Source organism: Nocardia sp. NPDC001965 (assembly GCF_053594175.1).
The window spans coordinates 192,570-209,535 of record NZ_JBSFDZ010000010.1; the positions used below are offsets into that span (position 1 = coordinate 192,570).

General features: G+C 63.9%; 19 protein-coding genes and 1 pseudogene. 9 read left to right on the forward strand and 11 right to left on the reverse strand.

The window, feature by feature from the left end; genetic code table 11:
- The first annotated feature begins 571 nt into the window (after nucleotides 1–571).
- From ACWCPQ_RS17390 to ACWCPQ_RS17400, 3 genes are read left to right on the forward strand one after another with little or no spacing between them, the layout of a single operon-like run.
- A complete protein-coding gene (locus tag ACWCPQ_RS17390) occupies nucleotides 572–1,702 on the forward strand; it encodes a hypothetical protein (RefSeq protein WP_449899816.1) in 1,131 nt (376 codons plus the stop codon).
- Between the two features lie 32 nt (nucleotides 1,703–1,734).
- On the forward strand, nucleotides 1,735–2,475 hold the full coding sequence (locus ACWCPQ_RS17395; RefSeq protein ID WP_449899818.1) for a hypothetical protein: 741 nt from the start codon (nucleotides 1,735–1,737) through the stop codon (nucleotides 2,473–2,475).
- A 31-nt stretch (nucleotides 2,476–2,506) separates the two neighbouring features.
- Complete coding sequence (locus ACWCPQ_RS17400) at nucleotides 2,507–2,971, forward strand: hypothetical protein (RefSeq protein ID WP_449899821.1); 465 nt, start codon at nucleotides 2,507–2,509, stop codon at nucleotides 2,969–2,971.
- Nucleotides 2,972–3,103: 132 nt separating this feature from the next.
- On the opposite strand, the gene ACWCPQ_RS17405 is transcribed toward ACWCPQ_RS17400, so the two are convergent.
- Complete coding sequence (locus ACWCPQ_RS17405; protein WP_449899824.1) at nucleotides 3,104–3,262, reverse strand: hypothetical protein; 159 nt, start codon at nucleotides 3,260–3,262, stop codon at nucleotides 3,104–3,106.
- 42 nt (nucleotides 3,263–3,304) lie between these two features.
- Between ACWCPQ_RS17405 and ACWCPQ_RS17410 the strand changes: the two genes are divergently transcribed.
- The gene (locus ACWCPQ_RS17410; protein WP_449899902.1) at nucleotides 3,305–3,520 is read left to right on the forward strand and encodes a hypothetical protein; all 216 of its coding nucleotides are present in this window, start codon (nucleotides 3,305–3,307) and stop codon (nucleotides 3,518–3,520) included.
- Here ACWCPQ_RS17410 and ACWCPQ_RS17415 read toward each other — a convergent pair.
- Nucleotides 3,486–3,790 (reverse strand): annotated as a pseudogene (locus ACWCPQ_RS17415) (IS3 family transposase); the annotation flags it as partial. The gene ACWCPQ_RS17410 and the pseudogene ACWCPQ_RS17415 sit on opposite strands and share 35 nt — an antisense overlap.
- Before the next feature lie 217 nt (nucleotides 3,791–4,007).
- On the opposite strand from ACWCPQ_RS17415, the gene ACWCPQ_RS17420 reads away from it, so the two are divergent.
- Complete coding sequence (locus ACWCPQ_RS17420; RefSeq protein WP_449899826.1) at nucleotides 4,008–4,331, forward strand: hypothetical protein; 324 nt, start codon at nucleotides 4,008–4,010, stop codon at nucleotides 4,329–4,331.
- A 393-nt stretch (nucleotides 4,332–4,724) separates the two neighbouring features.
- On the opposite strand, the gene ACWCPQ_RS17425 is transcribed toward ACWCPQ_RS17420, so the two are convergent.
- The 7 genes from ACWCPQ_RS17425 to ACWCPQ_RS17455 form a co-directional block, all read right to left on the reverse strand.
- Complete coding sequence (locus tag ACWCPQ_RS17425) at nucleotides 4,725–4,967, reverse strand: hypothetical protein (RefSeq protein WP_449899828.1); 243 nt, start codon at nucleotides 4,965–4,967, stop codon at nucleotides 4,725–4,727.
- 321 nt (nucleotides 4,968–5,288) lie between these two features.
- Nucleotides 5,289–6,320: a Fic family protein gene (locus ACWCPQ_RS17430; protein ID WP_449899830.1), complete on the reverse strand. Its 1,032-nt coding sequence runs from the start codon at nucleotides 6,318–6,320 to the stop codon at nucleotides 5,289–5,291.
- 511 nt (nucleotides 6,321–6,831) lie between these two features.
- Nucleotides 6,832–7,134 carry a hypothetical protein gene (locus ACWCPQ_RS17435; RefSeq protein WP_449899832.1) on the reverse strand — a complete coding sequence of 101 codons (303 nt, stop codon included), beginning with the start codon at nucleotides 7,132–7,134 and terminating at the stop codon, nucleotides 6,832–6,834.
- Nucleotides 7,135–7,673: 539 nt separating this feature from the next.
- Nucleotides 7,674–8,714 carry a hypothetical protein gene (locus ACWCPQ_RS17440; protein ID WP_449899834.1) on the reverse strand — a complete coding sequence of 347 codons (1,041 nt, stop codon included), beginning with the start codon at nucleotides 8,712–8,714 and terminating at the stop codon, nucleotides 7,674–7,676.
- 166 nt (nucleotides 8,715–8,880) lie between these two features.
- Complete coding sequence (gene cyaB / locus ACWCPQ_RS17445; protein ID WP_449899836.1) at nucleotides 8,881–9,453, reverse strand: class IV adenylate cyclase; 573 nt, start codon at nucleotides 9,451–9,453, stop codon at nucleotides 8,881–8,883.
- An 8-nt stretch (nucleotides 9,454–9,461) separates the two neighbouring features.
- On the reverse strand, nucleotides 9,462–10,841 hold the full coding sequence (locus ACWCPQ_RS17450) for a hypothetical protein (RefSeq protein WP_449899839.1): 1,380 nt from the start codon (nucleotides 10,839–10,841) through the stop codon (nucleotides 9,462–9,464).
- Nucleotides 10,842–10,920: 79 nt separating this feature from the next.
- Entirely contained in the window at nucleotides 10,921–11,223 is a 303-nt protein-coding gene (locus tag ACWCPQ_RS17455) for a hypothetical protein (RefSeq protein WP_449899841.1), read from the reverse strand.
- A gap of 389 nt (nucleotides 11,224–11,612) precedes the next feature.
- Here ACWCPQ_RS17455 and ACWCPQ_RS17460 point away from each other — a divergent pair, with 389 nt between their 5' ends.
- From ACWCPQ_RS17460 to ACWCPQ_RS17470, 3 genes are all read left to right on the forward strand, one after another.
- On the forward strand, nucleotides 11,613–13,001 hold the full coding sequence (locus ACWCPQ_RS17460; protein ID WP_449899844.1) for a hypothetical protein: 1,389 nt from the start codon (nucleotides 11,613–11,615) through the stop codon (nucleotides 12,999–13,001).
- Between the two features lie 26 nt (nucleotides 13,002–13,027).
- On the forward strand, nucleotides 13,028–13,474 hold the full coding sequence (locus tag ACWCPQ_RS17465; RefSeq protein ID WP_449899847.1) for a hypothetical protein: 447 nt from the start codon (nucleotides 13,028–13,030) through the stop codon (nucleotides 13,472–13,474).
- Between the two features lie 500 nt (nucleotides 13,475–13,974).
- Nucleotides 13,975–14,265, forward strand: coding sequence for a hypothetical protein (locus tag ACWCPQ_RS17470; protein ID WP_449899849.1), 291 nt, complete (start codon nucleotides 13,975–13,977; stop codon nucleotides 14,263–14,265).
- 27 nt (nucleotides 14,266–14,292) lie between these two features.
- Here the strand turns inward: ACWCPQ_RS17470 and ACWCPQ_RS17475 are convergent, their stop codons facing one another.
- Entirely contained in the window at nucleotides 14,293–15,192 is a 900-nt protein-coding gene (locus ACWCPQ_RS17475) for an IS3 family transposase (RefSeq protein WP_449899852.1), read from the reverse strand.
- Nucleotides 15,192–15,512: a transposase gene (locus ACWCPQ_RS17480; protein WP_449899855.1), complete on the reverse strand. Its 321-nt coding sequence runs from the start codon at nucleotides 15,510–15,512 to the stop codon at nucleotides 15,192–15,194. Before ACWCPQ_RS17480 ends, ACWCPQ_RS17475 begins: the two co-directional genes overlap by 1 nt.
- A 104-nt stretch (nucleotides 15,513–15,616) precedes the next feature.
- Here ACWCPQ_RS17480 and ACWCPQ_RS17485 point away from each other — a divergent pair, with 104 nt between their 5' ends.
- Nucleotides 15,617–16,666, forward strand: a complete 1,050-nt coding sequence (locus tag ACWCPQ_RS17485; protein WP_449899858.1) for a hypothetical protein — start codon at nucleotides 15,617–15,619, stop codon at nucleotides 16,664–16,666.
- Nucleotides 16,667–16,966 lie beyond the last annotated feature (300 nt).

The window sequence follows — 16,966 nt, forward strand, 5'->3', positions numbered from 1 at the left end:
GGGAGAGTTCGGCACCGCGGCGATTATTCGAATGCCAGCGCTGGGAGATGCCGCGGTAGCACTGTCTCGACGTCGGCAATACTCAGTACCGGGTCGAGCTGCGTCTGTCTCGACGGTGTATCGATCGCGCCACATCCGGATGGCCGCTTCGATTGCCCGACAGCCCAGCAGTACTACGCACTCGCTGCCCGCACGCGAGCCACGCGGACGATACCGCGTTCTGTGCGTTCGCTCTTGCGGGGGACGGCCGCGGCATCAGAGCGTGGCGTGATCTCGCGTTCGACGCGTTCGTTGATCACGACGGACGGTCGAGCGCGTCCTGCCCGACCGGCAGGTGGAGCGGAAGTTGCTCGCCCGACGTGATCCGGTAGATGAAGGTGGCGCCCCTGACTGGGTCGTCCGGGCGGGAGTTGCGCTGGGGGTTCCGTTCACCTGTCTACGAGGTATCCTCGTCTCGAGGCTTGGGGGATTCGATGCATCTGTACGGCAGCATGTCCCGCATGTCATATGACTGTTCCGGTCGGAAGCGATGGGTGCGCGTGAGGTCGTGTGCACGCGCGGGGGAGATGTTGTGACTGATGTAACGGTCGATCTGGCAGCCCTTGCCGGGTTCGGATTGGATCTCACCGATCTGGGAGCGAACCTCATCTCGAACGCTTCCCGGTTTCTACCCGGGACGGTCCTTCCGGCCGACACGACGGGGCTGATGGCCACGCTGACGCCGTCATTCGAGAAGTTTCAGACAGCGATCTCTACTGCCCAGCGAACAGATCTCACAACCGTCGAGACATTCCGAACGGACCTCTCTTCGACAGCGGCCACCTATCAGACGACAGATGGTGCCACGGCGAACGCGGTCTCCACAGCGTCGAATGGTCTGCCCGGCGTTTCGGGCGCCGCCGACTCGGCCGGACCGGAACAGGGCGTCAACAGATTCAGTGGCCTGCAACTGCCCAGCTTTCCGGACGTTCCGGAGATCAAGTACGCCGTCCGCCAGGTCGTAACCGCGGCGATCGACCAGATACAGGTCTACGACGACAATTTCGCCGCGGCGATCGGTCTGAAGCCCGTCGCGGACTACCTCGCACCGCTGGTTGCGGACTGGGAGGCATTGCAGGCGATCGGCCAGCGGATCGGCTGGCTCGGCATCAATGACTATGTCGCCTCGGAGAACCTTGTCAACGGCGCAAGATGGCTGCAGAGCAGTTGGACCGGTGACGCCGCACAGGCGTTCGGGGCCGGCACCGGCACCGCGGCGCGGACAATGGCCGACAGAAGTATCGATCTCGATGCTGTCGCGAAGATCGTCGAGAACGGTGCGCTCATACTGGAACGGCTGGTCTTCAACCAGGCTGTCGGCCTGAGTGATCTGGTGCTGAAGCCGATCAGCCATCAGGAGGCGTCGTTTCCGCTCGGTGTGTGGGCGTCGCTGGTCGGCAACCCGATGCCGGAATCGTTGAGGACCGAGATTCGGTCGGCGCTCGATGGGGTGAGAAGGGCCGCCGAATCTCGGCATACGACCATCACAACGATGCTGGAGAGGATCTCCGGCGCCGTGGACTACGCCCCTGGGCGGAAGGCTCCGGTGTACAACCCGGTCGATTTCGCGGTGCCGGAGAAAGTCGTGGTCGACCCGGGCGTCGCGAAGTACGGGTTCGGCGACAACGTGTGGTGGGAGGAAAGCAATGCATCCGCAGGTTGAGCCATGCTGACAAACGTCGGGACGGTGTTCTGATGGCACCGGAGATCCCGGGAATGGCGATGCCCTTGCCGCCGACAGATCCCGGGCAGGGGGCACACGGTTCGCAGCCCTGGTACAGCCGAGCGGACGACGCCGCATTCGCGAAGGTCGCTCTCGGAGGAGCGGTCGCGGCGGATGCCGCGGGATGGACGAACGCGGCTCGGAACCTCCGCCACTATCTCGGCAACAGCGGTAAGGATCTGACCATCAGCCCGGACGAGATGATGACCGACGATCCGATCATGAAGCGGCGCGTCGACAGTTTCGTCACTCTCACTGTGCAACAAATCGCTTTTGATCCGGCGAACCACGGGAGAACCGTCACATTCCAACAGCCGTGGACCGAGGACCACACCTTCGATCAGGACATGCAGGGGGACTGGTACTTTGCGGTGAACGCAGTGCACTTCACCGCGAGTGGCGTAGTCACGGTCCGGGCTCCGGAAAGCGACGGGGGGCAGCCGTCCGTCGTAGTCGATTACAAGTGCTACGTCTTCGACCGCTACAACTGGGACAGTTCCGGGCCCAGTCCGAAAGGGGTCGAACTACTCGGCTTCGACATCAGTGACAAGCGGATGGGCGGCCTGCACACCGCGGGGTATGCCCAGGAATTCAATATGTTCGGGACATCGTCGGTCCAACACTACGAGGGGGTTGTACCCACCAATGGCGCTATCGATTTTCCGGACCCCCCGGACAGCCGGAAGGGCGACCGCACCGACCCCACCCGATGAGAGTCGGTCGCTGCGGGTTCTCCGGGCGTCGTTGCGTGTCCTGTTCGTCGGTCTGCTGATGCTCGTTTCGCTGGCGGGCGTGGGATGTGCCGAGCCCGTCGATCGTGCGGTGGAGGCAGATACCGAAACCGGTACCGGCCCGGAGCTCATCCGTGAGGCGACCGAATACGGTGGGTGGACTCTTCCGGTGAACCGGAAGGTTCTGCTGGTGAAGAAGGAGGCCGGACGGGAGCCGCGGTTCCGGCTGGCCGTCGAGATGACGCCGCCGGATCTGGTGTGGATGCTGGAGAACTCCGGGTATTCCACCCCGCTCGGGCCCGGGCACGCGCTGTCCATTTCGACGATCGCCGGTCCTGATCCGAACTCTTCGCCGAAACTTCTCTACGCCCGGGATCACATCACTTCTCCGTCGGGAAGTCTTGTTTTCCGTAAGGTTCTGGTCGACGAGCGTGACGCGCAAACTCGTATCGTCCATCTCGAGTTCCTGAACATCTGACAACCAGACCCGCCCCGGGGGGTGGAGGTGGCCGGTAGCCGAGTCGGTAGGCGAGGCGGTGTACGCGGTCGCGGTCGGTCTCGGGTGCGCGGATGATGTCGTGGTTGATCCAGCCGAACGCGATCGAGGGGCTCATGGCGCGATATCGGCGTCGGTGGCGAAGTCGGGATCATCGCCACCTGGCGCGGAGCCGCCAGCGTGGGCGGCGAGCCGCACTGTGCGTAGCGGTGAGTTGGCCGATGCGAGCAGTTCCGGCGGAATGCGCAAGACGAGAGCGAGGGTACACAGCACACAATCCGCTCCCTGCCACATCGTTCATACTGCTGGTTGTGCGTGTACTACGAGGTCTCGGTAAGGAAGGCACACGATCGGGTAAGTGGAAACACCGATCGCCTGTTCGATGCCCTCGAGCTGTGTAGCCGCTTTCTCGCTGTTGGTGGTGAGAATCTCGGTTTCGACGAAGGCGCCGACACCCGCGAGGATATGGGGCTGCTGCACGATCAGGTGACAGTGGTTAGGCAGCCTGACCGGCTGCTGCTGCGGTCATGATCGCTTCGTATTCGACCGGGGTCAACCGGCCGAGCCGGGTTTGGCGGCGACGGCGGTGGTAGGTGCGTTCGATCCAGGTCACGATCGCGATCCGCAACTGATCACGGGTGTCCCACCGCTGTCGGTCCAAAACATTGCGTTGCAGCAGGCTGAAGAAGCTTTCTATGGCCGCGTTGTCCCCGGCCGCACCGACCCGGCCATCCGGTGCCGGTTCTAGGCGTGAACGAAACGCCGGGATCGAAATTGAGAACCGCGGTCGGTATGCAGAATGCAGCCGGCGCCGATCTGGGCGGAATCGAGAACCGCTGACGGCGCTCGCTGAATCTCCCCACTGACGCTCACCGAAATTCCCCGTTTGTCCCGTGTGGCTCCGCCGGGAAGGGCGACAAGACCGAGCAGTGGAAGAGCTGGTATGAGCAGGCGATTCCTCGTGCGGAGAGCTGTATGCGGTGTATCTGAAGGAACGGGCAGAGGAGGAGGAAGAGCGATGAGTAGCTTCTCCAAATGGGATCGTGAAGGCTATCGCCGCCGCGTGGGTGAGGAGGAGGCCGCGCGTCGCCGTCGGTCGATCATGGCCGAGCAGTGGGGCTACCAGCTTGCCGAGGAGCGGAAGCGGCTGGGATTCACGCAGGCGGGGTTGGCCGAGATCATGGGAGGCCCCGGGCGGGCGTCGCAAATCGAGCATGGCGAGGTCGCGACGGTCGAAGCTCCCGGCCGCGCGTTGAACGGACCCAGTCAGGTCGGCGCCGGGTCGAGGTCGGCAAGCTCTACGACCGAACAAGCGGGCGAAAGGCAGACTCGCGATCGCTGAACTGCGCGACCGGATGCGCCCGATGGTCAACGCACAGGAGTGAAAATGCGGGTCGCTGTGACCGGGCACATGAACATCACCGAGGAGACCGGATCTACGCGTGGAGTTCGAACGCCGATTCGGCGTGGGGGTTACGGGGTAGCCGAATGCGCCGGTTCGGTCTGTGCGTGGACCGCCGACCTGTACCGGGAATTCGGTGCCGGTAAGGTCGGCAGTGTGAGCCGGCTGCTGCCGGTGAGGTCGGCTATGCCGACGGATCGCATCTGCACCGTCGAGTCAGGGCGATGACCGATCCGACTCCGGTCGCCGTCGCGCAAGCGCCGTGGCCGCCGATCGATGATTTCGCGTGACCGGCAGCCTTATCCCACGAATGCGGAACGCGCGCTCGGAGTTTCAGCCCCAGGTGGCCTGGTCGGGCACGGTCGAGGTGGCCACCTCATAGAAGAAGTGGCCGGGCCTCAGTTCGTTCATTCTGTGCCAGCCGCCCCATGGATCGCGCTGGTAGAAGCTGAACCCTCCCATGTCGGCATCGAAGCAGACGATGTCGGCGGTGCCGAACGGGCTCCAATAGACGTCGGTGCCGGGGCGCGGTGCCTCGAGTGGTGTGCGGAACAGGTGGCTGCACGGCGTGATCACCGGGTTCTACATGGAGGGCTGGGCGGCGGCGGACGGGGTGAGCGCAGTGAGTCCCGCAGCGGTGATCGCGGCGGCGACAAGCCCGTTGCGGATCGTAGAACGCATCTATTCTGCTCCATTTACTGGGTGGAAGAGGGCTCGCTCACTGGTATCAGCAAATGCTCAGCAGTGTTACGTGCTGACGGCCGACGTGTAGGTAGCATTCTGCCGCATCGCCGCCGACCCGGTGCGAAGGGCCGCATATCGAAGTGTGAGAGACGCTCTCATCGCTGGCGCCGACGCCGCGCCGGACCACCTCGCCGGAGTCGCGCAAGCAACGGCTCAGGTTGCCGCCTTCTTGATTCGTGCGCCGAGTGCGTCCAGTTCGTCGAGGACGAGACCGGCGCCCCATACCTGTTCCCTCTTCCGATTCGTCAGGGGGCGCAGCACTCCGGCCTCGTTCAGCCGATCGATAGCGGCGTAAGCACTACTCGTGCTGAGCCGGAGCCGGTCCGAGACGTCTTCCGCGGTGATGACCGGCATGGAGATCAACGACGCCAGGATCTTGGCGGCTGCACTGTGGCTGCGTACCGGACCGGTCGACTCGCGCCACTGCTCCGGAATGGCGGCCAGATAGCGTGCGGTCCTGCGGGATTGAGAGGCGGCGATGCGTGAACCGGCTGTGAACGAGTGCATCAGTGGTTCCGGGTCGCCGCTTCGGTAGGCAGCGAGATCGTCGAAGTAGCGGTCCCGGTGGGCTACGAGCGCCGAAGCCAACGGGACCACAACGGTGTTCGTCACAGCTCGCCGCCGCAGCACACTGTTGATGAGTGCTCGACCGATACGGCCGTTGCCATCGGTGAACGGGTGGATGGACTCGAACTGGGCATGAGCGATCGCAGCTTGGGCCAGTGCGGGGATGTCGTCCCGGTTGGCGTACCGGATGAGGTCTTGTAGGTATTCGTCGACGGTTTCCGGCGGCGGAGGAACGTAGAGGGCCTCGCGTGGTGAGTACTTGCTGCCGCCGATCCAGTTCTGCAGGTCGCGGACGCGTCCGGCGTAGTCGCCGTCCGTCGGGTCGTCCCGCATCAGTTCGCGGTGGGCTGCCGTCAGGTCGGCCAGTTCGATTCTCCGGGTGGCGGTGACCTCGGTCAGAAGTACGTCGGTGGCCGTAGTCGCGGCGACCATCAACGTGGCCGATGGGTTGGCTTTCACGCCGTGTAGCGCTCGCGCATAGTCGTCGACCGCGGCGTCGATCTCCTCGATCCGAGAGGAGGCAACGCACTCGGTGCGCAGCAGTAGAGTCCCGAGAGCGCCGAGTATGGCTGGGTGCTCGGCGTCGAGTGCGGTGATTTCCTGTAACGCTGCTTCCATGTCGGCGGAGAGGCGCGAGGGCAGTCGAACGTCGGAGTCTGCGATGAATGGGGGGAGGCTGACCTCGACTTCTCGCATCGTTCGGTCGTCACGGGTCCCGCCCCTGAACTGCTGGTGCCACGGGACCACACGGCGCTTGTGCGGGGGCCAGCCTGCGTCTGCCATAGCTCCTCCGAAACTCGGAATGTAACCGCTCCTATTCCTAGTTTTATACTAAACCCGGAATAGTGAGCAGCCTAATCCGACTTACCGGGGATACGACGCCGGGCTTCGGTCGAAGCCCTCGCCGCGTAGGTTTCCGCGTTGGGCGGGAAGGTGGGCATCTGCTGAAGATGCCGACCGACCCCGCGGCGTGAGGTGGCTGTTTCCGACAGCGGGCTGCGCCGTTGCACCCAGGTGCTACTGTCGGCGGCCCATTCATGATGCGACGATCAGGGCCACCAAATCGTTGCCGCGATCACCAGCAGCGGTAGTCCGATCGCGATGGCGTAACCGGCCACTACCAGGGCGCTCACGGTGTGTCCTGCGTGGAGGTCCAGCGTGGGAAGCTGAGACGCGGTAGCACGGTTTCCACATCGGCGACGTCCAGTACGGCGTCGAGTTCGTGCGGGCCGAGGTGGTCGGGTGCCGGCAGGATCACCAGGTCGGCGCCGGCGTTGCGTACCTGGTCGGCCACGCGTAGCACCGAGTGTTCGCCGGGCCATACGAGGTAGTAGCCGAGTCGGTCGGCGAGGCGGTGTACGTGGTCGCGGTCGGTCTCGGGTGCTCGGATGATGTCGTGGCTGATCCAGCCGAACGCGATCGAGGGGCTCATGGCGCGATATCGGCGTCGGTGGCGGGTTCCGGGATATCTCGGCTCGCACGGAGCCCGGCCGCCACTCGTTCCAATGTTGCTGTATCGATGCAGTATTGGTCGCGCCACAGCCGGACGGTCGCTTCCATTGCCCGGTTTCGCGCCGGTCGCTTGGGCAGAGGTGGTCGTTCGCGCAAAGTGCCTCCTGGGTGGTGTGTCATGGCATGCACCCGGCGCCGGGGCTGGATCAAGCGTCATCGACCGGCCTTCGCGGTCCCAGAGACAGCAGTAGTAGGAAACCGCTACGCTTCCGCTCGGTATGCCGGTGCACAGCAGTACGGGCGCTGTTCTCGCGCTAGCTGCGGGATGTGGCGACCTGGCAGGGGCCGACCCCGTGGCGCGACGATCCGATCGCGCCGACTTTCAATCGAACGTCGCACTGCCTCTGACCAAGGAACAGGAACCAAGCCCGCCGGGTCGGCAGAGGTCACTGGTGCAGCATTTCGACGCCGCAGACGTCCGAGCAGTGATGGGCAGCGGCGTGTGGATCAGCCGGGCAATTACGTGTGCGTGCCGGTGCGCTCGGCGAAGGCCAGTAGGCCCGGCAGTGTCTCGGCCTGCGAATGTTGCAGCAGGTCTGCGGTGATCTTCTGGATAGGTTTGCGGTAGCGGACTTCGTCGGGAGCAGCTTGTTCGGCAGCACACAGCGCTCGGTAGCAATGTTCGGGTTTGCCCCACTGGTGGAACGCGCGGGCTACGTCGGACCAGTAGCGGGAGCGGCTCTCGGCCAGCGGAATTGCTGCGGGATCGATCCGGCGTGCCGCGTCGATCGCTGCACCGGAGTCGCCGAGGACTCTGGAGATACTGACCTGGTACAGCCCGACGGTGCCGGATCCGAATCCGGCGGCGGAACGTGGACGCTCGTGGCCTAGCCGGGTCGCGGTGCGTGAGGCCTCTGTGACCAGCGTTCGGGCGGACTCGCGATCGCCGTCGACCTCGGCGGTGTATGCCGCGGTGGACAGCAGCGACCCATACGCCGCAAGATATTCCGTGCCTCTGTGAAGTTCTGGCTGTAGCGAGGTCGCGGTGTCGAGGACCAGCCGTGTTGCAGAGTCGGTGTATCCGGTGCGGCGCAGCACGATCGCCCATACCCGGTGGGCCGCGACTCGGGTCAGCGGGTCGTGGCTGCCGTCGGCGGCTTGCATCGCGCGGTCGGCGGTGGTCCAGGCGAGTTGATCGTGGCTGAGCTTGACACTCAGCCTGGACGCCAGCACGTAGGCGCGGGCGAGGAGCGTCCCGGCTTCGGTGACATCGTCTGTGCTGGTGTCGGTGGCGCGGGTTGCCGTCGCGTCCGACAGCAGCCGGGGTAGTCCGGCGGCGAGCTCGGTGTAGTGCCCGCGGCCGAACATCGACTGCGCGGTGGCGATCCGGTGGCCGAGTTGCTCGAGATCGACCGGGATGCCGGGAGTGGGCGGGGCCAGCAGCGCACCCTCCAGCACGCGCAGCGGGTCGGATACCGCTACCGCCCTCGACTGTGGCGGGGTGACGCCGAGAGCGGTGACGGTGCCGGCCAGGCCGGCCAGCAACGTGCGACGACGCATGGGTTCGGTCTCCTCGCCCGGCGCTGGGGTGACGCCGACGATAGCGGCGGGGGCGGCGAACCGCACTGTGCGTGGGGGTAGGTCGGCCAATCCGAGTAATTCCGGCGGAATGTGCAAGGCGAGAGCGCGAGCGCGCAGCGCACACTTTCGCTGCTTGCCGCATCCGTCATACTGCTGGTTGTGCGCGCATTACCAAATCCCGATAGGGGAGGCGCACGATCGGGTTAGCGGAAATGCCGATCTCCCGTTCGATGTCCTCGAGATGTGCGGCTGCGCCATCGCTGTCGGTAGCGAGAACCTCGGTTTCGACGAAGGCGCCGACACCGGCGACGAGATCGATACTTACGACCGTGTCGTGATGGTCTGGGTGCCGGTAGGTGGTGCGTGCCTTCTCGACTCGTACAAGTTCGATCATTCCAACCGCGGTGAGTAGTGCGTTCGCCGCGCCCACCTCGCCGGGGCCGGCGAGCTGAACGTTGGTCTCCTGTTTCGCGATTACGCCGTGATCCGAATGGGTGGCTGTGCTGGACGGTGGTTTGTAGGTGATCTCGGCCGACCCATCGCGCTGCCGTACGCGCAGGCATTCGACAGTTTCCATGTAGTCGACGTCGGGCCGGCTGTAGTAGGTGTCGACTTCGGTCAGCGAGCTGATTTCGCAGTAGCCGAGTTCAGTGAGGCGTCGGCTCAGGGTTTCGCTGTCGGCGAGTTCGCGCTTGCGTTCGACCTCGATCAGGTCCATGCGGGAGATCATCCTTTCCAGTGAATTGCCGTGTGCAGTCGGGCAAGTGTCGGTTTCGAGCAGATCGTTTGCAGGGTGCCGAGGGCGCGTTGCAGGGTTTCGGTGTCGCTGAGTGGGATGTTCTGGAACAGCACCATCTGCTTTGCGTCGACGAGCGGGTTCGATAGGCGGTGGGTGAGGAATCGGTTGTAGTAGCGGCGGTCACAGGTGAACACATCATCGGCCGAGACCGGCATCAAGACCAGGTCTTGGGTGGGATGGGCGTTGATCGAGTGCACCGCGAACGCGGAAAGCAGCTCGTCGACGGTGAGGTAGGCGTAGGTCTCGCGGCCTTCCCGGGTCAACCACGAATCCCAGGTTCGGACACAGTCGTCGGCGCCCTGTTCGGCCGCGGACATGAATGCCATCAGGGCTACGTCGCTGACGGCGTCGAAGATATCTCCGTCGATCACGTGATGATCGTCGAACGTTTCACTCACTGCGAGGACGTTCGCCCGTTGTATCGACGGCATGCGATCCGATTCCGTCAGGGTGTAGTGGACTCGTTTGTGGCCGGTCCGGAAGTCGATCCAGTCTCCGGACAGTGGTCCGTCGAGAACCGGCCGAAACCCGAGGATCCCGGAACGCCAGACATGGTCGCGGCAGGTGATGTAGTGCCGTTGCACCTCGCGGAACAGCCCGACCGGTGCCTCGATCACCGCGCACACCCGGGTGTCCAGTTCGGCTACGGGCACGATGCGCGAGTTCTGCCGGGCGACAACCTCATCGCCGTGATGGTGATAGGGATGGGTTCCCTCCCGCAGGTAGTGCGGCACGAACATGCGCCAGAACTGCAACCAGGATTGTGAGCTGTAGGACTGAACGACCTGCTCGTGCAGGCTCGGCGCGGCGACGGCGTAGACGTCGCGGTAGACGAAGTAACCGTAGGGATGGAGCACGGTCGGCAGTGTCCGCATCAAGGTGTGCAGTCCGGAGTAGGCGCCACCGTAGGAGTAGACCTCGTGCATCAGGGCCGACGCGCTGATCACATCGACCGGCTCACGCAACACTCGCCCGAGGTCTCGAGCCCATCCGTGCACCAGCACGCACGACCCGACCGCGTTGAACCGGCCGATCGCGTTCGTGAGCGAGACCGAGGAGACGCCGGGTGCTTCTACCAGTGTGAGTCGCACAGGGCGTGGCTCCTCGGCTGCCCGCGTCGCGAGGTAGTCGACGGCAGCGCCACCACCCGGGCCGATCTCGACGATATGCGGTTCGGTTGACTCGATGCGTCGCAAGGCCCGGTGTACGAGTAGCCCTTTCTCGTCGCCGTGGTCGTTGGCGGCGACATCGAGGTAGGTTGCGGCGGACTTTTGCTCGTGCGCGAAGTGGTTCGGTGCTCCGATCATCACGGCCACCAGATTGTCGCCGCGATCACCAGCAGCGGTAGTCCGACCGCGATGGCGAAACCAACCGCCACCGTGGCGCTCATGGGCCCACCTTCGCGAATGCCCAGCGAGCGAAGCTGAGTCGCGGCGCCACGGCTTCCACATCGGCCACATCCATCACCGCGTTGAGTTCGAGCGGGCTCAGATGGTCGGGCGTCGGAAGGATCACCAGGTCGGCCCGGGCGTTGCGTACCTGATCGGCCACTCGGAGCACCGACCGTTCGTCGGGCCACATGAGGCGGTATCCGAGGTGATGAGCGAGTCGGTGGATCTGGGCGCAATCCCACTCCGGAGCAATGCTGATGTCGAAGTCGATCCAGCCGAAAGCTGTCGAGTGGTTCATGGAGCCCCCGGGTCGGGCTGCGAGTGTCCACGAATCGGAGGATCTGCCCGGGTGGTTGTTGGGTTGGTGTCAGGTAACCCGCGTAGTCCAGCAGCGATCCGTTCCAGCAAAGCGCGGTCATTGAGCCGACTGGCGTGCCAATACTCCAGGGCCACTGCGCGGTCAACGGGCCTGCGGACAGGAAGCGGCAGGATCTTGCCCATGGGTCACCTCACGGTTTGCTGGGACGGGTGCTGGACGACCGGGCTCGGAATCAATCACAGAAGTCGAGCATCGGGCGGCTCCCTCACAATCGCCGCGCGCCGTGGTCTGCGTGAAGACGATCGGGGTATACCGCAGTCTCCCTTGGGATAATGTCCGTACCACCGGACTCCCGTTAGGGGCAGCATATGGGCATGCAGGTTACGTGGACCGGCGCGGAAGCTACCGAGCTCCGGCGTGCACTCGGGGTAACTCAGTCGAAGTTCTCGAAGATCACCGGAGTTGGCGTTCCGACTATCAAGAAGTGGGCACAACGGGGCGCCTGGGTGACTCTGTCCGAAGACTTTGCCCGGATCATGGACACGACCCTGGCCCGCGCAACCGTCGAACAGAAGGCGCAGTTTGCGGCAGCTATCGGCCTGAGCGCGCAGAATCCGGTAACCAGTGCAGCGAGTGCGGTCTGGAACAACTCACCCTCTGCGGACTGTGTCACTGCGACAGTGGAACTCACGCGCAAGGACCTGACGATGGATCGGCGCCATGCCACGCAGACCATTTTGGGAGTCGCGGTTGGCGCCGGCCTGCTCGAGACTGTGGAGCAATGGCTGTTCTTCGATGATGCTCCACGGCAGGTGGACAAGCCGATGGGACTGGGCATGCAAGAGGTTGAGCAGCTCGAAAACGTGGCTCGATCATTCCGGGACTGGGATGACCAGTTCGGCGGCGGGCTACGGCGCAAGGCAGTCGTCGGCCAGTTGGCAGAAGTGAACGAGATGCTGCGGGAGCGGCAGCCCGTGCGAATGGCGAAACGACTATGGGGTGTGCTGGCGCAGCTCGCCGAGACCGCGGCAACGATGAGCTGGGACTCCGGCCAGCAGGCCACAGCCCAGCAGTACTACGCGCTCGCTGCCCGCGCAGCGAGCCACGCGGACGATCCCGCGTTCTGTGCGTTCGCGCTGGCCGGAATGGCGCGGCAACTTCTTGGTCTCGATGGCGACGCGGGAGCGGCCGACGCTCTGGAATTGGTCCGGATAGCTCGCGACCGTGGCGCAGGAGCCCTCACGCCGACGGTGGAGGCAATGCTGTACACCCGTGAGGCTTGGGCCTTGAGCAAGCTCGAACGCCCATCAGGGTTCCGGCGTGCATGTGAGAAGGCGAAGGAGAGGTTCGCGGACTCGCAGACTGCAACCGATCCCTTCTGGGTGCACTACTTCGATGCGGCGGAGCTGGCGGGAACGATCGGCGGTCGTCTGTTGGACATGTCGCGCCGGAGGCCTGTGTTCGCAGGTGAAGCGGCCGACCATATCGAACTGGCTGTGCAATCACGGCGTCCGGACCGGATCCGCAGCACCGCGCTGGATCATCTCGGGCTCGCGGAAGCGCGCGTTATCCAGGCCGAAATGGAGGAAGCCTGCCGGGTAGGCCATGATGCGTTGGACGTCGTTGAACGGACTCGGTCGGATCGGGTTCGGGTCAAGGTCGGCAAGCTCTACAAACGAACAGAGCGGGCGAAAGGCAACCGCGCGATCGCTGAGCTGCGCGACCGGATGCGCCCGCTGGTTAACGCACAGGAGTGAAAATGCGGGTCGCTGTGACCGGGCACATGAACATCACCGAGGAGACCGAGGTGTTGGTGCGTGAAGAGATCGCTCGGCGCCTTACCGAGGTTCCCGATCTGGTGGGCGTGAGCTGTATCGCCCGGGGAGCCGATTCCGTATTCGCGCAAGCGGTGCTCGAGGCCGGTGGACGGCTCGAGGTGGTGCTGCCCGCCCGGAACTACCGCGAAGCCAAGGTGAAACCGGATCACGCTCCGGTGTTCGATGAGCTGGTGGCGCGTGCGTCTGAGGTCCGGGTGATGAATTTCGAGGAGGCCAGCCGCGAGGCGTACGAGGCGGCGAACGAGGGGCTGCTCGGGACGGCTGACCGGTTGGTCGCGGTCTGGGATGGTGAAGGTGGCGAGGCAGGCGGTACCGGTAGCGTAGTGAAGCTGGCGCGGGAGCGCGGGGTGCCTGTGGACGTTGTGTGGCCCGAAGGCGCAGCACGCGCCTGACCCGCGGGCCGTCGACCTCGGGCCAGCCGAACCGGCGATTCCGAACCAGCCGACGGCGTGAAAGAGAGCGCGGCGTGGGGCCTCTCCTTGCGGAATCTATACTCGCATAACGTTCTCGGCCGATACGATCGTATAAGACCACGTGGGGTCTGCCAGGTTCAGCGGCACCCAACCCGCCGTGGCAGCGCACGTCATCAGCAGCTATGGAGCGCAGGGGTTGGGCTTATACATATATGAGTTACGGCGGTGAAGTATCCGCTCTGTAGGGAGAATTGAAGATGGGGAGCCACGTCAGTGCGCGCCGGATCCCAGGGTGATTAGCAAGTCTCCGGCTGCGACACGGCCGTGAACCCCGGCTCGAAGCCGTACACCAGGATGCCAGACGCAGTCTCGTGCCCAGCAGTCCCAACTGCTTACCAAAGACGTTGTGCGACGTGGAATTGATTGCCGCCTCCATGTCGCTAAGATCAGCTCAATTATCAGTGAGATGAGGATCGCGGATGACCGAAGTTGAACCTATCGAGAGTTTGCTGCTGGACGAGCGCAACCCACGGTTCGCCGAAGAGGTAGACAGCCAGGAGGCCGCGATCACAGAACTGTTGGCAGGCGCACACTCTAAGCTGGTGAACCTGGCTCAGGATATCGCCAGAGAAGGCACACTCAATCCAACTGAGCTACCAGTTGTCGTCAACGAGGACGGCGACCTAATCGTGGTTGAGGGCAACCGTCGACTGGCGGCTCTGAAGCTGCTGCGCAATCCTGAACTCGCGAAGAGTGCCAGCGACCGTTGAGGTTCACCCCGAATGGTGGACAGGGGATTATGCAGCTGTAGCAGCTGTGGAGAGTGAATGTTCGTAAGCGATCGGGCTGATCATCCCGATCGCGGAGTGACGGCGCCGAGTGTTGTACCAGTGCATCCATTTGTCAACCGCGGCAACGAGTTCAGTCTTCGTCACGTAGGTATACCGGTAGTAGTGTTCGTGTTTGAACGTCGACCACAACGACTCCGCGCCGGCGTTGTCCCAGCAGATCCCGGTAGCGCCCATCGACCGGTGCAAACCATGACGACGGCAGGCCGCTGCCATGGCCGAAGCGGTGTATTGACTGCCGCGATCGGCATGTAGAACGATTCCGCGGCCACGTCCGCCGCGTGCCGCGACCGCCATGTCGAGGGTGTCGGTGACCAGTTCGGTGCGCATATGGTCGGCCACCGACCAGCCCAGCACCCGTTTGGAGTGCTCATCGGTGATCGCGCACAAATACATGTCTGCTTCCCCGCAGGTCAGGTACGTGATATCGCTCGTCCATACCGCGTCGAGCCGACCCTGGTCGAACCGGCGGCCGACCAGATCCGGCGGGAACGACGCACCCGGGTCGACCACCGTGGTCGTGACCTTGAAGGTGCGGGGGCTGATCCCCTCGATTCCGATAGAGGCCATGATCTTGGCCACGGTCTTCTCGCTGACCTTCTCACCGGCCTCGCGTAGATCGGTGGTGATTCGTGGGGCACCGTAGGTGCCGTCCGATTCACGGTGATGGGCCACGATCTTGACTGCCAGGTCCGCCCGGCGCTGCGCCGCGGGTGTCAACACCCTCGACCGGCAGCGTTTCCGGTACTCGTAGTATCCGGACCTCGACACATTCAACAATCGCGCCATCCGCGCGACGTCCTCACCAGCAGCGCCGGTGAACGCATCAGCAGCGGCGCACTCTGCCATCAGCTCGAACCGGGCCGGTTCTGCTGCATCGCGGCAAAGTACGCCGAAGCTTCTTTCAGGAACGCGATGTCTTTGTCCTGCTCGGCGACCTGCTTGCGCAACCGCAGCAACTCCGCCCGCTCCGCACCGGACAACGGCTGTTCACGATGCACCGCAGCAGCTTCCATGCGACGGCGTTCATCGGCGACCCACCGGCCCAGCAGACTCTCGTGCACGCCGAGTTCTCTCGAGACCTCGGCGACCGTGCGACCGGAATCGATCACCCGATGAGCAGCCTCGACCTTGTACTCGGTCGTGAACGACCGACGTTTCCGAGACACAGGGACATCCTTCCGCAGGACAAACGATCCTGCTAACTCGGTGTCCACTACCCGGGGGGAGCCTCATACAGCGGCATACAGCCAGGTAGAGAAAATCACGAAGCATGCTGTTAGCAGCAGTTTTTGAGGAACACCAGCCGAAAGCGGCAGACGGCTTAGAGAAACGGTCGGATCACCGCACGTCAAACCTCGCGGACGTCGGCGAGCGAAAGGCGGTGGAATTGCTGAAAGAATTCCCGGTCCCAACGGGAGAGGTCGTGGCGTGGCCCCTGCCTCCTCACGGCTCACCGACCTCGGACACCTCACCGATCAGCCCGGGCCGGAACAACTCCGGACGCCACACCCGCGACTGGAACACCGTCCGAGCTATGAGCGCCATGTCCTATGATCACGCGGTGAGTGCAGTCCCTCTGATCACCGGGCTCTGCGCTTTGGCTGGGGCGTTGGGCGGCGTGCTTTTGTCCGCTCTGACTGCCAAGTGGTCCCACAACAGAACGATTGCTGCCGAAGACTCCCGCCGCTGGTTGGTAGATCGTCGCAAGGTGTACGCCGCGTACCTGACGTTGGCTGAGCAATTGATGCGCGAGATCGACGGCATCGGCACCTTCCTCCGCTATGACGACGACACACCTCCTCTGTCGTCCGAAGACGACGAGATGATTCGCAGCGACCTTGTCGACTACCTCGTTAAGTGGGACGACGAATTGCAGCCCCTCCTCGGGGAGATACAACTGCTTGCATCGCCGGAGGTAGTTGATCTTGCTGACCGGGTCGCCGGAGCGCTCATGAGCGTTACGGGTCCGATAGAGCTGCGGCAGACCTTTGGTGAGTACTTCCCCGACTGGTTCCGGACAAAGGATCTCATCGTTCTCCTGCGCAACTCGATGCGAGTTGAGCTCGGACTACCTGCTGGTTCCACGGATGCTTACCCGGCACGACGGATTCCGGACTGGCCGTGGCTCACAGAGCGGCCGCGGCCGGAGGACCACAATTATGGGTTGAATTGCGATCATCCGAAACTTCCAGACCCCGAAGTGCCTGCCATCGACTCAACGCCCGCTGTTGGGAGTAGCCGCGGGTCGGCAGAGCGTCCGCAGCAGAGTCCCGAGCCGCACGGACAGCCCAACGCCACCAACTCCGAAACCTCCAGCTAGAGATCAAGTCACAACGCCACACGCAAGCACCGACTGTCTCCTTCAGATGTCACTGAGTTGTCACAAGTCCCCCGGACAATCCTGGACACGATGGAACTCCCACGGAGGCGTATCACCACCTCGCGCAGGAGTGCGGACACCCACGACATGAGCGCGGACACAACGTATTCGACTCGTAATGAAGAGGTGTGCCGGGTGCGAAGCGAGGAGTATCACGTCGGCCTCCTATGTCCGCGGTTCGGCCGTCGCCGAGCCTGCACCAGGGCGGGCGCGGCCTGGTACAGGCGGAGCCCAGATCCC